This is a genomic window from Saccharomonospora glauca K62, assembly GCF_000243395.2.
Lineage (GTDB): Bacteria > Actinomycetota > Actinomycetes > Mycobacteriales > Pseudonocardiaceae > Saccharomonospora > Saccharomonospora glauca.
This window is the reverse complement of the sequence record NZ_CM001484.1, coordinates 3926113-3941801: the sequence shown is the minus strand read 5'-3', so window position 1 is coordinate 3941801 and position 15689 is coordinate 3926113. Positions and strand designations below refer to the sequence as shown.

Below are 15689 nucleotides of genomic sequence, written 5' to 3'. Positions count from 1 at the left end.
TCCCAGCCTAGTGCCGGTTTCGGCGAAAAAGGTGGCCGCGAACACGGAAGCTTTCTCCGCGAGGACTGTCGTGTCCGCAGACGCGGCATTATGGTCGTTTTCGTGCCGCAATTTCGGATCGCGGAGGCCGCTCGGCTGTTGGGGGTCAGTGACGACACCGTGCGTCGCTGGGTCAAGGCCGGGCTGCTGACCGAGTACGTCGACGCCGCGGGTCGCAAGGTTCTCGACGGCGCGGAACTCGCCGCGTTCGCCCGGAGGAACGCCGACTCCTCACCGGACCCCACCGGGGTGGCGCGGTCGGCGAGGAACCGTTTCGTCGGGCTCGTCACCGACGTGACCACCGACGCGGTGATGGCCAAGGTGGAACTCCAGTGCGGGCCGAACCGGATCGTCTCCCTGATGAGTTCCGAGGCCGTGGCCGAGCTCGGGTTGCGGCCGGGGGTGATGGCCGTCGCCGTGGTCAAGGCGACTCAGGTGATCGTCGAGACCCCGGCCGTGCCCTCCGCGTGGGGGACGGCCGGATGAGGCGCGGGGCGGTGGCGGTGATGGCCGCGGTCCTCCTCACGACGTCGGCCACCGCGTGCGGAGGCGGGGGAGAGCGGGTGCTCACGGTGTTCGCGGCGGCGTCGCTGACGGACGTGTTCACCGAGCTGGAACACCGTTTCGAGCGGACCCACGACGGTGTCGACGTGCGGCTGAACTTCGCGGGCTCGTCCCGATTGGCCCAGCAGATCGCCGAGGGAGCCCCTGCGGACGTGTTCGCCTCGGCCGACACCGAGCCGATGGCTCGCCTGGCCGAGGACGGGCTGCTGGAGGGCCCCGCCGTCCCGTTCGCCACGAACACCCTCACCATCGCGGTGCCGCCCGGCAATCCCGCGAACGTCACGGGGCTCGCCGATCTCGTCGCCCCCGACCTCACCGTCGTGGTGTGCGCGCCCTCCGTGCCGTGCGGAGCGGCGGCGAAGCAGGTGCAACGGCTCGCCGGGGTGACGTTGCGGCCCGCCAGCGAGGAGGCCGATGTGCGGTCGGTGCTGACGAAGGTGGAGGTCGGCGAGGCCGACGCCGGACTGGTGTACGTCACCGACACCGCCGCGTCGGAGCGCGTCGAGGCGGTGGAGTTCCCCGAGGCGGCCGAGGTGGTCAACACCTACCCCGTCGCGGTGCTCGCCGACGCGGGTGAGCCGTCCCTGGCGCGGCGGTTCGTCGACCTCGTGCTCTCCGAGGAGGGCGGTCGATCGTTGCGGGAGGCCGGGTTTGGGCTCCCGCGGTGACCGGCGCTCCCGTGTCGTGTCCGCGGGGGTGCCGCGGGTGCTGTGGGTGCCCGCCGTGGTGGCGTTGGCGCTGGTCGTGCTGCCGGTCGTGGGACTGGTGGTGCGCATCGATCTCGCTCGGCTGCCCGAGCTGCTCGGCTCCGCGGCCTCCGGGAACGCGCTGCGCCTGTCGCTGATCACGGCGGTGACGTCCACGCTGCTGTGCGTCGTACTGGGCGTGCCGCTGGCCGTGGTGCTCGCCCGCTCGACGGCGCGCGCCGTGCGGTTCCTGCGCGCGGTGGTGTTGTTGCCCCTGGTGCTGCCGCCCGTGGTCGGCGGCCTCGCCCTGCTGTTCCTGCTGGGACGTAACGGGTTGCTCGGCTACGTGCTCGACGTGGTGGCCGGGGTGCGAGTGCCGTTCACGACGTCCGCCGTGGTGATCGCGCAGACCTTTGTGGCTATGCCGTTCCTCGTGGTGAGCCTGGAAGGTGCCCTGCGGGCGTCGGGGGACCGCTACGAGCGGGTGGCGGCCACGCTGGGCGCCCGGCCGTGGACCGTGTTCCGCCGGGTCACCGTGCCCCTGTTGCTGCCGTCCCTCGGCTCGGGGGCCGTGCTCTGCTTCGCCCGCGCGCTCGGCGAGTTCGGCGCCACGATCACGTTCGCGGGCAGCCTGGAGGGCATCACGCGGACGTTGCCCGTGGAGATCTACCACCAGGCGGAGGCCGACGTCGACAGCGCGGTGGCGTTGTCGTTGTTGCTGGTGGTGGTCGCGGTCGTGGTCATCGTGGTGGCGCGGCCGAAGGCGTTGGAGGGGGTGCGGTCGTGACCCTGCACGCCGAACTGGTGCTGCGCAGGGCGGAGTTCGCGCTGTCCGTGTCGCTGGACGTGCCCGACGGCGGCGTGCTGGCCGTCCTCGGGCCGAACGGCGCGGGGAAGTCCACGGTGCTCGCGTGTCTGGCCGGGCTCGTGCGAGCGCAGCGCGCGTACGTCACGTTGGGGGAGCGCGTACTCGACGACGACGCCGTCCACGTGCCCGCGCATCGGCGCGGGGTGGGGCTGCTCGAACAGCGGGCCCTGCTGTTTCCCCACCTGTCCGTGCTGGACAACGTGGCTTTCTCGCCGCGGGCGCGCGGGGTCCCCAAGGCCGAGGCCCGTGACGTGGCGCGGCGCTGGCTTGCGGAGGTGGACGCGAGTGACCTCGCCGACCGCACGCCGGCCGCGCTCTCCGGTGGCCAGGCGCAGCGGGTCGCCATCGCGAGGGCACTCGCGGGAGAGCCCGACCTGTTGTTGCTGGACGAGCCGCTGGCCGCGCTCGACGTCGACGCGGCCCCGGCCGTGCGCGGGGTGTTGCGGCGGGTCCTGCGGGACGGCGGGCGGAAGCTCACCACGGTGTTGGTCACGCACGACCCGTTGGACGCGCTCACCCTCTCCGACCACGTGGCCGTGCTGGCCGACGGGCACATCGTCGAGCGGGGACCGACCCGTGAGGTGCTCGCGTCACCGCGGACGGCGTTCGCCGCGCGCCTGGCCGGGGTGAACCTGGTGGCCGGGGTGGCCGAGCGCACCGGGGCCGGGGCGGCGGTTCGGACGGAGAGCGGGCTGCTGTTCCACGGGATGCCGGCTCGCGATCTCGCCGACGGCGACGCGGCGGTGGCGGTATTCGACCCCGGCGCGGTGGCCGTTCATCCTCGGGACGCCGCGGTGGTCGGTTCTCCCCGCAACGTCGTCGACGCCGTGGTGACGGCCCTGGAACCACACGGGCCCGTAGTGCGGGTGCGCACTCGCGAGGGCCTCAGCGCCGACCTCACCCCCGCGTCGGTGGCCGATCTCGCGCTCGAACCCGGAACTCCCGTGCGGCTGGCGGTCAAGGCGGCGGCGGTTTCCGTTCACGCGGCTCCGCGAACACCGAACGAGGGGCGACGCAGGCAATAGGCTAGGACACCATGACCGAGCAGCCGACCGAGCAGCCGACCGAGCAGCCGCAGTGGAACTACCTCACCGACATGGATGGCGTGCTGGTGCACGAGGAACACCTCGTGCCCGGAGCCGACGAGTTCCTCGCCGAGTTGAAGGCGAACGGGTCGCGGTTCCTCGTGCTGACCAACAATTCGATCTACACCCCGCGGGATTTGCGGGCTCGCCTGGCGCACACCGGCCTGGACGTGCCCGAGGACGCCATCTGGACCTCCGCCCTGGCCACCGCCCGGTTCCTGAGCGACCAGCGCCCGAACGGCTCGGCGTTCGTGATCGGGGAGGCGGGGTTGACCACCGCGTTGCACGAGGCGGGCTACGTGCTCACCGACGTGGACCCCGACTACGTCGTGCTCGGCGAGACGAGGACCTACAGCTTCACCGCCATAACTAGGGCCATCCGGCTCATCGAGCAGGGAGCGCGGTTCATCGCCACCAATCCGGACCCGACCGGCCCCAGCCGGGAGGGCGTGCTCCCCGCGACCGGCTCCGTGGCGGCGTTGATCGAGCGGGCGACCGGCATGTCGCCGTACTACGTCGGCAAGCCCAACCCGCTGATGATGCGCTCGGCGCTGCGGGCCCTCGGCGCGCACAGCGAGCACACGGTCATGATCGGTGACCGCATGGACACCGACATCCACTCGGGCATCGAGGCGGGACTGCACACGGTGCTGGTGCTCAGCGGTATCTCGACACGGGAATCGGCCGAGCGGTACCCGTTCCGTCCGACCATGGTCGTCGACTCCATCGCCGATCTGGTCGGCCGCACCGCCGACCCGTTCCGGGCGGGCTGATCCCCGGACCCTGACGAGGTGGGCTTATCGTCGGGGCGTGAAGGACCATCCCACGTTCGTGGTCGGCGATGTCCACGGCCACCGGGACGAGCTGGCCGAGGCCTTGAGCGACGCCGGGCTCGTCGATGACGGCGACAACTGGATCGGCGCGGACGCCCACCTGTGGTTCCTCGGGGACTTCGTGGACCGGGGACCCGACGGGGTCGGTGCCATCGACCTGGTGCGGTCGCTGCAACGGCAGGCGCCGTCGTCGGGCGGGTTCGTCGAGAGCCTGCTCGGCAACCACGAGATCCTGCTGCTCGGCATGCACCGCTTCGGTGACACGCCGGTGCCCACCGACGCGGGCGGTGTCGGGCGTAGCTTCGCGCGGAGCTGGGCCGTCAACGGCGGACAGCTGGCCGACCAGGACGCGCTCACCGACGAGCACATCGAGTGGCTGACGTCGCGCCCGGTCGTGGCGTTGGCCGCCGATCACCTGTTGGTGCACTCCGACACCCTCGACTACCTCGACTGGGGAGAGACGGTCGAGGAGATCAACGAGACCGTCCGCGAGATCCTCACCGGCGACGACCTCGCCTCGTGGTGGGACGTGTGGCGTCGGATGACGACGCGGTTCGCGTTTCGGGGGCCGGAGGGTGTCGAGGCGGCCGAGGAGTTGTTGTCGCAGCTCGGTGGGAAGCGCGTGGTCCACGGCCACAGCGTCATCGCCGACCAGGTCGGCGTGCATCCCGTCGAGCTCGACGCTCCCCACCTCTACGCGGGCGGGAAGGTGCTCGGTATCGACGCGGGCCTGTTCGCCGGTGGCCCGTGTCTCGTCGTGGAACTGCCCTACCGGCCACTCAACGATCCGGAGTGAGCAGGTCGTTCTCGCGCACGGCGACCAGCGACAAGGTGCGGTAACCGACCTCGTCGAACAGCACCGTGAGCCGGTCCGCCTCGTGGTTCACCACGACACCACGACCCCACTCGGTGTGGCGGACCGGCGTGTCGACGCCGAACTCGGTGTCCTCGTCCTGCGGCGGCGCGTGCTTCCGCGCGCTGCCCCGCTCGCACGTGTCGCAGAACCCGCAGGGTTCGTCGAGGGCCTCGCCGAAGTAGCCGAGCAGGAACTGTCGTCGGCACGACCGGGTCTGCGCGTACTGGCGCAGCACCTCGATCCGCGAGCGGTCGAGCTGCCGTTGCCGCTCGAACTCCCGCTCCACGGCTTCCCGAGGGTCCTCGCCGCCTCGGCAGGCAAAGCCACCGCGCTCGTCGGGCACCACGACCTCGGCCTCCTCCAGCAGGTTGAGGCTGTTCATGGCGCTGCGGTGGGACTGCTCGACCGCGTCGTCGATCTCCGTGGGATTCGGTGCTCCGTCGTGTTCGCGCACCGTCTCCGCGACCTCGCCCACCTTGTCCACGTCGAGGGAACGCGAGGTGAGGAAGCGTTGCAGTCGGTAGTCCTCCGGCCGGTGCACCAGCAGGGCGTCGGCGCGTTCGCCGTCCCGCCCGGCACGCCCGATCTGCTGGTAGTAGGAGTCCAGGGAGTCGGTGGGAGCGGTGTGCACGACGAACCGCACGTCGGGTTTGTCGATGCCCATGCCGAACGCCGACGTCGCGACCACGACTTCGACCTCGTCGTCCATGAACGCGTTCTGCGCCCGCCTGCGGTCCTTCGCCGACATGCCCGCGTGGAACGCCGTCGCCCGGACTCCGCCTTCGGCGAGCGCGTCGGCGAACGTCTCGGCGTCGGCGCGGGTGGGCGTGTAGACGAGACCGGGCTTCGCGGCGTCGGACACCCACGCGCACACGAGCTCACGACGCCGGTCGTCGTCGGTGACCCGCGTCGCGGCGAGGTGCAGGTTCGGCCGGTCGAATCCCGTCACGATCCGAACCGGATCGCGCATACCGAGGTGCTCGACGATGTCGTCGCGCACCGGGCCACCCGCCGTGGCCGTCAGCGCGAGCAGCGGTGGGCGCCCCATGCGGTCGACGGCGTGGCGCAACCGCAGGTAGTCGGGGCGGAAGTCGTGGCCCCAGTCGGACACGCAGTGGGCCTCGTCCACCACCACCAGGGTGGGCCGTGCCTCGCGTAGTTCGGCGAGCGTCTCCTCCTTCGCGAGTTGCTCGGGGGAGAGGAAGAGGTATTCCGCGTCGCCGTCGCGCACCGACCGCCACGCCCGCCGTTGTGCGCCACTGGGTTGGGCGGAGTTCACGGCCACGGCGTCCGGGACGTCGGCGTCGTCGAGGTGCTCGACCTGATCGCGTTGCAGGGCCAGCAGCGGTGACACCACCACCGTCGGGCCGGCGAGCAACACCGTGGGCACCTGGTAGACGGCGGACTTGCCGGAGCCGGTGGGCATTACCGCGAGCACGTCGTGGCCGTGAAGGAGAGGCTCCATCGCGGCCAGTTGTTCGGGTTTGAGCGACCAGCCGAACGACGACTCGGCGACGTGCTCCAGGCGGTCGGTTTCGTGGGACACGCCCGATCGGGTTCCCGCGTGGGGAGGCCGGAAACCGCGGGCGGGTCAGCCTTCCGCCAGCTCCTTGATGCCTCGCAGCGTGGCCTCCATGGCGGTGCGCAGGTCGGCGAGGCGACGCCCGATGATCTCGTCCTTCTTCTCCGGCCTCGCCTCGATCACCTTCGTCATGCCCGAGCGGGCGGGCCCGAGTCGTACGCCGTGCCGCAGCAGGACGCCACCGTCCCGCGGTTGGAGTTCGAAGCGCCAGGTCGCTATCGGTTTGGCCGGGTCGGCGTCGTGGTCGCCGAACCGGCCGTCGGGGTCCACGACCGCCCACGAGAACACCCTCGGCGGGTCGAAGGCGACGACGTGCGACACGGTGCGCCACTCACCGAGGATGTCGTTGCGGTTGTGGCCCTCGAACCGCGCTCCCGGCTTCGGCCCGGTGACGCCGTCGAGCCAGCGCACGCGCTGCAGTTCGGGACTGAACCGGGTGGGAGTCTCGATGTCGCTCACCAGCTCCCACAGCCGTTCCGGGGTGGTCTCGACGACGATCTCACACGCGGCCTCCATGCGAGCTCCTCAGCGAATCGACACGGTTTTCCTGCCGAGTGGCGGAAGCGCCACCGGTGCGAGTTCGCCGTCGCCGAGCCCCGGCCGAAACTCGGACGGCATCGAATCGGACACGTTCGGTATCGCTCGCACCTCGTCATTGTGCCGCGCTTTCGCTCTCGCGCGGGGATGGCTTTTGTGACGTGGCTCTCCGTACACTCGCTCCTGCTGTCGCTTCGCCGTCGAGGAGGCACCATGTCGACCCCGCCCGCCGTCCCGAGCTACTCGTCCGGTCTCGCGGAGGTTCCGTTGCTCGGGGACACCATCGGCGACAACCTCGATCGCACCGCTCGGGCGTATCCCGAACGCGACGCCCTCGTCGACCACGCCACCGGGCGGCGCTGGACCTACCGCGAGTTCGTCGCCGACGTCGACGCCCTCGCCCTCGGACTGCTCGCCAGGGGCGTGAAAAAGGGCGACCGGGTGGGCATCTGGTCACCGAACTGTCCCGAGTGGACACTGCTCCAGTACGCCTCGGCGAAGATCGGTGCGATCCTCGTCAACATCAACCCCGCGTACCGGTCGCACGAACTCGAATACGTGCTGAACCAGGCCGGGGTCTCCACCCTCGTCTCCGCGGAACGGTTCAAGACCTCCGACTACGCGGGAATGATCCGCGAGGTGAGGCCCCGCTGCGCCTCGCTGACAGATGTCGTGCTGATCGGTGGCGACGACTGGAACTCGCTGCTTACCACGGGAAGGGCCGCCGACCCGGCCGAGTTGGCGAGGGTCAGGGCCGAACTGGGTGCCGACGACCCGATCAACATCCAGTACACGTCCGGCACCACCGGATTCCCCAAGGGTGCCACGCTGAGCCACCACAACATCCTCAACAACGGTTTCTTTGTCGGGGAGTTGTGCGGCTACACCGAGGAGGACCGGATCTGCATACCGGTGCCCTTCTACCACTGTTTCGGCATGGTGATGGGCAATCTCGCCGCCACGTCGCACGGGGCCTGCATGGTGATTCCCGCGCCCGCGTTCGATCCGAAGAAGACTCTTGAGGCCGTGCAGGCCGAACGCTGCACGTCGTTGTACGGCGTGCCGACGATGTTCATCGCCGAGCTCGCCGACCCCGACTTCGAGGACTACGACCTCACCAGCCTGCGCACCGGCATCATGGCGGGCTCGCCGTGCCCGGTGGAGGTGATGAAGCAGGTCATCGAGCGCATGGGCATGGCGGAGGTGTCGATCTGCTACGGCATGACGGAGACCTCTCCCGTGTCCACGCAGACCAGGGCGGACGACTCCCTCGAACGCCGGGTGTCCACCGTCGGCAAGGTGGGCCCGCACCTCGAAGTGAAGATCGTCGATCCCGCGACGGGGCTCACCGTGCCCCGCGGTACGCCCGGCGAGCTCTGCACGCGCGGGTACTCCGTGATGCTCGGTTACTGGGAACAGCCCGAGAAGACGGCCGAGGTCATCGACGCCGCCCGCTGGATGCACACCGGCGACCTCGCGGTGATGGACGACGACGGCTACGTCACCATCACCGGCCGGATCAAGGACATGGTGATCCGGGGTGGCGAGAACATCTACCCCCGCGAGATCGAGGAGTTCCTCTACACCCACCCGGACATCCTCGACGCGCAGGTGATCGGCGTGCCCGACCCCAAGTACGGCGAGGAACTCATGGCGTGGGTACGCATGCGCGACGGCGCCGAGCCTCTCACCGCGGAGAGTCTGCGCGAGTTCTGCACCGGCAAGCTCGCCCACTACAAGATCCCGCGCTACGTGCACGTCGTGGACGAGTTCCCCATGACCGTCACCGGCAAGATTCGCAAGGTGGAGATGCGGGAGCGGGCCGTGGAGCTGCTCGGCCTCGACGGCGGGGTGTCCTAGCTCCGCAACGCGCGTTCGAGCTGGCGCTCGGACAGGGGTTCGGCGCTGATGTAGTACAGCACCGAGCCGGGCTCCAACTTCGTGTCCCAGTGGGGGTTGACGTCGAGCGTGTCGCCTGTGCGCGCCGCCAGCAGGGTCGCGTTGTACTGCCTGCCGAGGACCGTGCGACACCGTTCCACCGACACCGTGCCCACCGTGTCGGGCAACGTCACCGAGTAGGTGTTGGCACCGCCGTGCGTCATCAGGTCGGCGTAGACCTCGCCGATGCCGGGCGACTGGAGTTCCTCGGTGATCATGCGCGGGGTGTGCCACTGCACGGGGTGGATGTTCCCGTCCACGTAACCGAGCAGCGACGAGCGCTCCATGTCCCGCAGCGTGACCACGACGTGGGCTTCGGCGGTCACGTGGGAGACGGCCAGCGTGACGGCGAGGGCCTCGTTGTCGTCGCGGACGTCCACCAGCACGGTGCGGGCCCGATGCACGCCGGCTCGCCGGAGCACGGCGGCGTCCGTGAGGTCTCCGCGCACGAACGTCACCGCCTCACCCGGCATCGGGTGGTTGCCCACCTCGTCCCAGGCGCAGAGCACCAGCTCGCGGTCGTCACTGCCACCGTTGTCGACGAGCAGTTCCGCGACGATGCGCTCCGTCCGTCCCGGCGTGTAACCGAGGAGCACCGTGTGGTCGGACGCGTCCACGGTGACCGAGCCCTGCATCCGCTGTCCCTTCGCCTTCTCCAGCACCGAAGCCAGTTTCGTGAACACCGTCGTGAGTGCCGCGATGCCACCGAGGATCACGTAGCCACCCACCACGCGGCCCGCGGCCGTCTCGGGATGGAAATCGCCGTAGCCCACGGTCGAGGCGGTCACCACGAAGTACCACCAGTAGTTTTCGGGCCGGACGAGTTCACTGTCGTCCGGCTCGGCCAGCGCCATCAGGGGCCAGCTCGTGAAGAACACGAACGTCACCACGGCCACCGGGGTGATCCACGAGGTGAGCATCGTGAGCCGCGCCAGCAGCCGGGCCAAGAAGAACGGCAAGACCGCCTCCGGTAGTCACCAAGAGTTACCGTCTGATTTCTAGCAGTCCGCGTTCTTCGTCCGATACGGAGGGGAGCAGCGCGGTAGCCGGCACCCCGTACCGCGTGGGAGCACGACGGCGAACTCGCCGTACGGGGCGCGGGCTTTCCCGGTCGTGCGTTCAGGACGCGTGCTCGGATGCCTCGGCGAGAGCCTTCTCGTCCTCCCGGCCGAAGGCCTCCTCCAGTTGTTCGGGGGAGTGGTCGATGTCGATCTCGGCGACGTTCGCGCCGCGCGCCGACTCGATCGCGCCGAGGCGGCGCTGCGCGCGGTCGGCCGCGTACTGCACGAACTCGTCGTTGTCGAAGCCGAACCGCGGGGTGTCGAACTGCTCGTCGACCCACTGGATCATGCCGACGGCGTGCGGGAGGAGTTCACCCATGCGCTGCTGTACGACCTCCCACAGCGAGTCGTCGGCGGCCACGTGCCGTCGGCACGTGAACGTGCCCCACGCCATGTGCCTGCGCTCGTCGTCGGAGATGTACCGCACGAGCTGCTGCATGCCGGGCAGGATGCCGTAGGTGGTGCAGACCTTCTGCCAGGCGTAGTACCCGGTCAGCGCGAGGGAGCCCTCGATCACGTGGTGGTAGGTGACGCTCGCGCGGACCTGGTTGCGTGGGCTCGGGTCCTCGGCGAGGACGCCGAGGGAGGCGGGCAGCTCCTCGTAGAACAGCGCGCGGTAATGCGGGTTCTCGGCGACGAAGGAGTGCAGGTCGTCGGTGAGGCCGACCGCGTCCATCCACCGCCGGAACACCTCGGTGTGCTTGGCCTCCTCGAAGCAGAACTGCGTCAGGTACATCTCGTCGCCCAACCTGCCCTCGGCGGCCATCGCCTTCATGAACGGCTGGATGTCCTCGGTGACGGCTTCCTCGCCCGCCACGAACTGCGCGCACAGGTAGGTGGCCGAGCGGCGTTGGTCGTCGGTCAGGGACTGCCAGTCGGCCGCGTCGGCGCCGAAGTCGATGTCGGCCGGGTTCCAGAACTTGCGGTTGCCCTTGACGAACAGGCGCAGTGGGAACGAGTCCCAGTTCAGTCCGCCGCGGCGCAGCGACTGGAAACCGTCACGGTGCTCGGCCGGTGTCGCGGTCATGGTTTCTGTCCCTTCGGTCGCGTGCTGTCGAGATGCTCGGAGGGAACGTCGTGTCGGGGCGGAGGAGGGCAGCCACCACGGTTCGGACGTGGTCGGCCGCGTCGGTGGCGGAGCCGTGCGGCAGCACGAGGTGGCTGAGGGTGAGTCGGGCCATGGTGGTGGCGACGAACCGGGGATCGGCGAGGTCGGGGAGTTGTTCCCGCAGGTACGCCTCGGCGAGATCGGTGGCGGCGTGCAGCACGGGCTGCCCGCGTGTGGTGATCAGGGGAAGCAGGTCCTCGGCCGGGCGTGCGCCCATGACGGCGGCCACCAACCGGTTCCTGCGCGCGTGCTCGACGGTGTAGACGGTGGCGGCGTGGACGCCGGTGAGGACGTCGCCGGCCTCGTCGAGCCGATGTCGGATGCCCTCGGTGACCTCGCCGAGGATGCGCAGCACCACGGCCTGGACGAGTGCGGCCTTGTTGCCGAACTCGTTGTAGACGGTCTGTCGGCTCACGCCCACCGCCGCCGCGACGTCCGCCATACGCAGCCCGGCATACCCGCTCTCGGTCAACAACTCGGTGGTGGCGTCGAGAAGCTGTTCGCGTAGCGATGCCCGAACTCGATCCGCATGGTTCGTGATCTGCGCCACAGCTCGATCTTGACAGAATGGGCTGCAGTGTCAATCGGCTGGACGGGTCTTCCCTCGCTGTCGAGCGAAGCTACCGTGGGCCCGTGGGCACCTGCGTGGGGTTCGACCTCGACATGACACTGATCGACCCTCGGCCGGGCATGGTCGAGGCCATGAACGCGCTCGCGGACGAGTCCGGCTTCCCGTTCGACGGTGAGCACTTCGCCGCGAATCTCGGGCCGCCACTCGACCACGTCCTGCGCGACTTCGGTGCTCCGGTCGAACGCATTCCCGCGCTCGTGGCCCGGTTCCGGCAGATCTACCCGGAGATCGTCATCCCGCGCACGGTGGCGTTGCCGGGGGCGGCGGAGGCGCTGGAGGCGGTCCGCCGGGTCGGTGCCCGATCACTCGTCGTGACCGGGAAGTACGCGCGCAACGCCGACCTGCACGTGCAGGCCCTGGGCTGGACGGTCGACACGCTCGTGGGCGAGCTGTGGTCGACGGAGAAAGCGGCGGCGCTCACGCGACACGACGCCCACGTGTTCGTCGGCGATCACGTGGGCGACGTCCGGGGCGCACTGGCGGCCGGGGCGGTCGCGGTCGGCGTCACCACCGGACCGTGCGATCGTGCGCAACTGCTCGACGCGGGAGCGCACGTGGTGCTCGACTCGCTGACGGAGTTCCCAGCGTGGCTCGCCGAGCACCGCGACGTCGGGTTCAGGCGCGACGGTGCTCGCGGACCAGCGAGATGAGTCCCAGTCCCAACCCGAGTGGGGTCACCACTCCGGCGGCGGCGGACAACCAGACCGGCAGTTCCGAGTAGCCGGCCGCGAAGAGCAGGAACACCGCGACGACTGCGAGCATCCCGAGCGCGAAGAGACCGATGCCGATCCGCATCAGCCACGGCTTCCGCGTGGCAGTCGAGTTCTTGTTCGGAACAGCGGTTTCCATGAGGTCATCTTAGAGGCGGCCCCGATGCCGTGCCTCGGCGTGTGTGACCCATCCGTCGGAGCGTGACCTGCGTCGCGATCGAAAGAGGGCAGCCTGCGGGAACTCGGCACTTGAGGAGTCCTTTGTGGAAGTCGAGAGGCGCGTCGGCCCGGGAGGGTCGTCGTGCGCGGTGTCGTCGGTGGCCGACGCTTGCCGTGAACATCGACGGCCACGGTGCCGGGTCGAACCGGACAATCACCCTCGCCGTCGAGGGTGCGGCGCGATACCCTGAAGGAGTGCGCGTCCTGGGTACGCCTGGGGCGCGTTCGTCGTGCGGGGCCGTGCGAGTTGCAGGGTCCGTTGCAGGAGAGCGAAGGAACGGTGAGAGGCAGTGCCGACCGGCAAGGTCAAATGGTACGACGCGGACAAGGGGTTCGGCTTCGTCACACAGGACGGAGGCAAGGACGTCTATGTTCGTAAGTCTGCGCTGCCGAAGGGTGTCGAGGCGCTGAAGGCCGGTCAGCGGCTGGAGTTCGGTGTCGCCGACGGCAGACGCGGCCCGCAGGCCCTGTCCGTTCGGTTGCTCGACCCGCCGCCTTCGGTGGCTGAGGCCCGGCGGCGCCCGGCGGAGGAACTCCACGGCCTCATCGAGGACATGATCAAGCTGCTGGAGATGAAGGTGCAGCCCGACCTGCGCCGGGGTCGGTACCCCGAGCGCAGGAACACCAAGCGCATCGCCGAGGTGATGCGGGCGGTCGCGCGCGACCTCGACCCGTGATCGCGGGGGCGCACACCTGATCGTCGACAAGGGCGGGCACGCGGGTGCCCGCCCTTTTTGTGATGTAAAGCGGACTCGGGGAGTCGTTAATCACAAACGAGTACGGCGGAATCCGGTTTCGGGGTTAGCGTCCCGGCGTGCAGCTCAACCGGTCCACGGACATCGCGCTCAGGGTGTTGATGTACACGGCCGCCAAGGACGGTCGCCGGACGGTCGACGAGCTGGCCGCGGCGCTGTCCGTGCCCCGGCACCACCTGGCGAAGGTGGTGCAGCGGCTCCAGCGCCTGGGGCTGCTCGCCACTGCCCGGGGCCGTGGAGGAGGGGTGGAGCTGGAACCGGGCGCCCGGCGAGTCGGGGTGGGCACCGTCGTGCGGCGGCTCGAAGCCGACGACGAGGTCGTGCAGTGCGACGACCCACCCTGTCCGCTGCGTGGCCAGTGCCAGCTGCGCTCCGCCTTCCGCCGGGCCCACGACGCGTTCCTGCGCAGCCTCGACGAGGTGTCACTGGCGGACCTCGTGGCGGACGACGCCGGGCCGGTGCTGCTCAGCATCGGATGGAGCTCCGGGGACACCGGGGCACGCTGAGAGGAGGACGCCATGCTGTCGGCCAAGTCAGCCGAGATCGTCCGGGCCACGCTGCCGGTCGTTCGAGACCACGGGCCCGAGATCACGACGCAGTTCTACTCCGACCTGTTCGCCGGACACCCGGAACTGCTCGACCTGTTCAACCTCGGCAACCAGGCCAACGGCGACCAGCAGCGCGCGCTCGCGGCGGCGGTCGTGGCGTTCGCCGAGTACCTGGTGGGCGAGCGGCAGGCGGACTTCACGCCCATCGCGGAGCGCGTCGCGCACAAGCACGTGTCGCTCGGGGTGCAGCCCGCGCAGTACACGATCGTGGGGAGGTACCTGCTCGGCGCGGTCGCCAAGGTACTGGGTGACGCGGTGACCGACGAGGTGCGCGCGGCGTGGGACGAGGTGTACTGGCTGTGCGCCTGCCACCTGATCGCCGCGGAAGCGCAGCTGTACCAACGCGGTGAGGTCGAGTCGACGTCGCCCTGGCGGGACTGGCGGGTGGCGAAGCGGGTCGCTGAGGCCGAGGACACGGTCTCGTTCACGCTGGTGCCCGACGACGGTGGCCCGGTGCCGGCGTTCCGGCCGGGCCAGTACGTCTCCGTCGCGGTGACGCTGCCGGACGGGCGTCGTCAGCCCCGGCAGTACTCGCTTTCTCAGGGCCCGGGCCGGGGTTCGTTGCGGATCACCGTCCGCCGGGTGCGGGGCGCTGACGGCGCTCCCGACGGCCGTGTGTCCAACCATCTGTGCGACCGAGTGGCGGCAGACGACATCCTGCAGGTCGGACCGGTGGCCGGAGACGTGGTGCTGGACCAGGGTGACGACCCGGTGGTACTCGTCAGCGCTGGTATCGGAGTGACACCGATGGCGGGCATGCTGGACCACATCGGGCGGACCCAGCCGTTCCGCGAGGTCGTCGCGGTCCACGCCGACCGCTCGCCCGAGCGGCACGCACTGCACGACGACGTCGCGCACGCGGGCGCGCAGCTGCGCTCTTTCGAGCAGTTGAGCTGGTACGAGCAGGGCGCGACCGGCGACGCACGGCCGGGGTTGCTGAACGTCGACGAGATCCCGCTCCCGGAGAACGCGCTGGTGTACCTGTGCGGCCCGCTCCCGTTCATGGCGTCGGTGAGGGCAGGATTGCGCAGGCGCGGGGTGCCCGCCGAGCGCATCTTCACCGAAGTGTTCGGCGCGGGGATGCTCACCGGCGACGGGTGAGTCCGTCGCGTCAGTCCGGGTCGATCTGGAGCGACCAGACACCGCGCACGACGAGCTGCGGCGACCCCTGCTCGTCCATGATCGGCTGGTCGTTCTCGTCCACGGCGTAGGCGGCGCCGAGCTGCTGGACCTCCACCACGAGCGGCTGATGCTCGGGCGTCTCCGGCACCACGGTGTGGGCGTGCCGGGTGCCGTCGGTGAACACCTCCTGCTGCATCGGCAGCAAGGTGCCGTCGGGGGCGGCGGACTGCACGATCACCAGCCATGGCGTCTCGGCGATCTCGGCGGGAACGGAGATCTGCACGGGCTGACCGGGGCGGGCGTCCAGCGTGACGGGTTCGCCGTCGGTGTCGCAGGCCGTCAGCAGCGCGTCGCAGTAGCTCAGCGGTAGCGCCTGCACGCTGTCGCCGTCGGCGTAGAAGGTCACCTCGGGAGGGTGCGGAGCGGAACAGCCGGTCAGCACGGCCGCCCCGGCGGCCGTCAGCGCTACTACTGAACGTCGCATGGG

General features: G+C 69.9%; 18 protein-coding genes. 11 read left to right on the top strand and 7 right to left on the bottom strand.

The features are described from left to right. The first annotated feature begins 102 nt into the window (after positions 1–102). The 6 genes from SACGLDRAFT_RS18325 to SACGLDRAFT_RS18300 are packed head-to-tail and all read left to right on the top strand — an operon-like array spanning position 103 to position 4871. Positions 103–525, top strand: a complete 423-nt coding sequence (locus SACGLDRAFT_RS18325) for a TOBE domain-containing protein (protein ID WP_040920166.1) — start codon at positions 103–105, stop codon at positions 523–525. Next, positions 522–1271 (top strand): molybdate ABC transporter substrate-binding protein, encoded by a 750-nt coding sequence (gene modA, locus SACGLDRAFT_RS18320; protein WP_005466440.1) that lies wholly within the window; start codon positions 522–524, stop codon positions 1269–1271. Before SACGLDRAFT_RS18325 ends, modA begins: the two co-directional genes overlap by 4 nt. Then, positions 1255–2076 carry an ABC transporter permease gene (locus tag SACGLDRAFT_RS18315; RefSeq protein ID WP_005466439.1) on the top strand — a complete coding sequence of 274 codons (822 nt, stop codon included), beginning with the start codon at positions 1255–1257 and terminating at the stop codon, positions 2074–2076. The genes modA and SACGLDRAFT_RS18315 overlap by 17 nt, the downstream gene beginning before the upstream one ends. Continuing rightward, complete coding sequence (locus SACGLDRAFT_RS18310; RefSeq protein ID WP_005466438.1) at positions 2073–3182, top strand: sulfate/molybdate ABC transporter ATP-binding protein; 1110 nt, start codon at positions 2073–2075, stop codon at positions 3180–3182. Before SACGLDRAFT_RS18315 ends, SACGLDRAFT_RS18310 begins: the two co-directional genes overlap by 4 nt. Positions 3183–3193: 11 nt before the next feature. Beyond that, positions 3194–4015, top strand: a complete 822-nt coding sequence (locus SACGLDRAFT_RS18305) for an HAD-IIA family hydrolase (protein WP_005466437.1) — start codon at positions 3194–3196, stop codon at positions 4013–4015. 37 nt (positions 4016–4052) lie between these two features. Beyond that, positions 4053–4871: a metallophosphoesterase gene (locus tag SACGLDRAFT_RS18300; protein ID WP_005466436.1), complete on the top strand. Its 819-nt coding sequence runs from the start codon at positions 4053–4055 to the stop codon at positions 4869–4871. On the opposite strand, the gene SACGLDRAFT_RS18295 is transcribed toward SACGLDRAFT_RS18300, so the two are convergent. Further along, the gene (locus SACGLDRAFT_RS18295; protein ID WP_005466435.1) at positions 4855–6477 is read right to left on the bottom strand and encodes a RecQ family ATP-dependent DNA helicase; all 1623 of its coding nucleotides are present in this window, start codon (positions 6475–6477) and stop codon (positions 4855–4857) included. The genes SACGLDRAFT_RS18300 and SACGLDRAFT_RS18295 overlap by 17 nt on opposite strands. Positions 6478–6522: 45 nt before the next feature. Then, on the bottom strand, positions 6523–7029 hold the full coding sequence (locus SACGLDRAFT_RS18290) for an SRPBCC family protein (RefSeq protein WP_005466434.1): 507 nt from the start codon (positions 7027–7029) through the stop codon (positions 6523–6525). Positions 7030–7263: 234 nt separating this feature from the next. Between SACGLDRAFT_RS18290 and SACGLDRAFT_RS18285 the strand changes: the two genes are divergently transcribed. Then, positions 7264–8910, top strand: a complete 1647-nt coding sequence (locus tag SACGLDRAFT_RS18285; protein WP_005466426.1) for an AMP-binding protein — start codon at positions 7264–7266, stop codon at positions 8908–8910. On the opposite strand, the gene SACGLDRAFT_RS18280 is transcribed toward SACGLDRAFT_RS18285, so the two are convergent. The 3 genes from SACGLDRAFT_RS18280 to SACGLDRAFT_RS18270 form a co-directional block, all read right to left on the bottom strand. Further along, a complete protein-coding gene (locus SACGLDRAFT_RS18280) occupies positions 8907–9947 on the bottom strand; it encodes an ion channel (RefSeq protein WP_005466425.1) in 1041 nt (346 codons plus the stop codon). The two genes, SACGLDRAFT_RS18285 and SACGLDRAFT_RS18280, sit on opposite strands and share 4 nt — an antisense overlap. Before the next feature lie 160 nt (positions 9948–10107). Continuing rightward, entirely contained in the window at positions 10108–11076 is a 969-nt protein-coding gene (locus SACGLDRAFT_RS18275) for a R2-like ligand-binding oxidase (protein ID WP_005466424.1), read from the bottom strand. Next, positions 11048–11707, bottom strand: a complete 660-nt coding sequence (locus SACGLDRAFT_RS18270) for a TetR family transcriptional regulator (RefSeq protein ID WP_005466423.1) — start codon at positions 11705–11707, stop codon at positions 11048–11050. Before SACGLDRAFT_RS18270 ends, SACGLDRAFT_RS18275 begins: the two co-directional genes overlap by 29 nt. Positions 11708–11790: 83 nt before the next feature. Here SACGLDRAFT_RS18270 and SACGLDRAFT_RS18265 point away from each other — a divergent pair, with 83 nt between their 5' ends. Then, on the top strand, positions 11791–12438 hold the full coding sequence (locus tag SACGLDRAFT_RS18265) for an HAD family hydrolase (RefSeq protein ID WP_040919271.1): 648 nt from the start codon (positions 11791–11793) through the stop codon (positions 12436–12438). On the opposite strand, the gene SACGLDRAFT_RS18260 is transcribed toward SACGLDRAFT_RS18265, so the two are convergent. Next, positions 12404–12637 (bottom strand): hypothetical protein, encoded by a 234-nt coding sequence (locus SACGLDRAFT_RS18260; protein ID WP_040919269.1) that lies wholly within the window; start codon positions 12635–12637, stop codon positions 12404–12406. The genes SACGLDRAFT_RS18265 and SACGLDRAFT_RS18260 overlap by 35 nt on opposite strands. A 370-nt stretch (positions 12638–13007) precedes the next feature. On the opposite strand from SACGLDRAFT_RS18260, the gene SACGLDRAFT_RS18255 reads away from it, so the two are divergent. From SACGLDRAFT_RS18255 to SACGLDRAFT_RS18245, 3 genes are all read left to right on the top strand, one after another. Then, on the top strand, positions 13008–13394 hold the full coding sequence (locus SACGLDRAFT_RS18255; protein ID WP_005466419.1) for a cold-shock protein: 387 nt from the start codon (positions 13008–13010) through the stop codon (positions 13392–13394). 137 nt (positions 13395–13531) lie between these two features. Next, positions 13532–13978 carry an RrF2 family transcriptional regulator gene (locus SACGLDRAFT_RS18250; RefSeq protein ID WP_005441398.1) on the top strand — a complete coding sequence of 149 codons (447 nt, stop codon included), beginning with the start codon at positions 13532–13534 and terminating at the stop codon, positions 13976–13978. Positions 13979–13990: 12 nt separating this feature from the next. Further along, the gene (locus tag SACGLDRAFT_RS18245) at positions 13991–15181 is read left to right on the top strand and encodes a globin domain-containing protein (protein ID WP_005441382.1); all 1191 of its coding nucleotides are present in this window, start codon (positions 13991–13993) and stop codon (positions 15179–15181) included. 10 nt (positions 15182–15191) lie between these two features. On the opposite strand, the gene SACGLDRAFT_RS18240 is transcribed toward SACGLDRAFT_RS18245, so the two are convergent. Next, positions 15192–15686, bottom strand: coding sequence for a DUF2771 family protein (locus SACGLDRAFT_RS18240; protein WP_005466417.1), 495 nt, complete (start codon positions 15684–15686; stop codon positions 15192–15194). Positions 15687–15689: the final 3 nt, after the last annotated feature.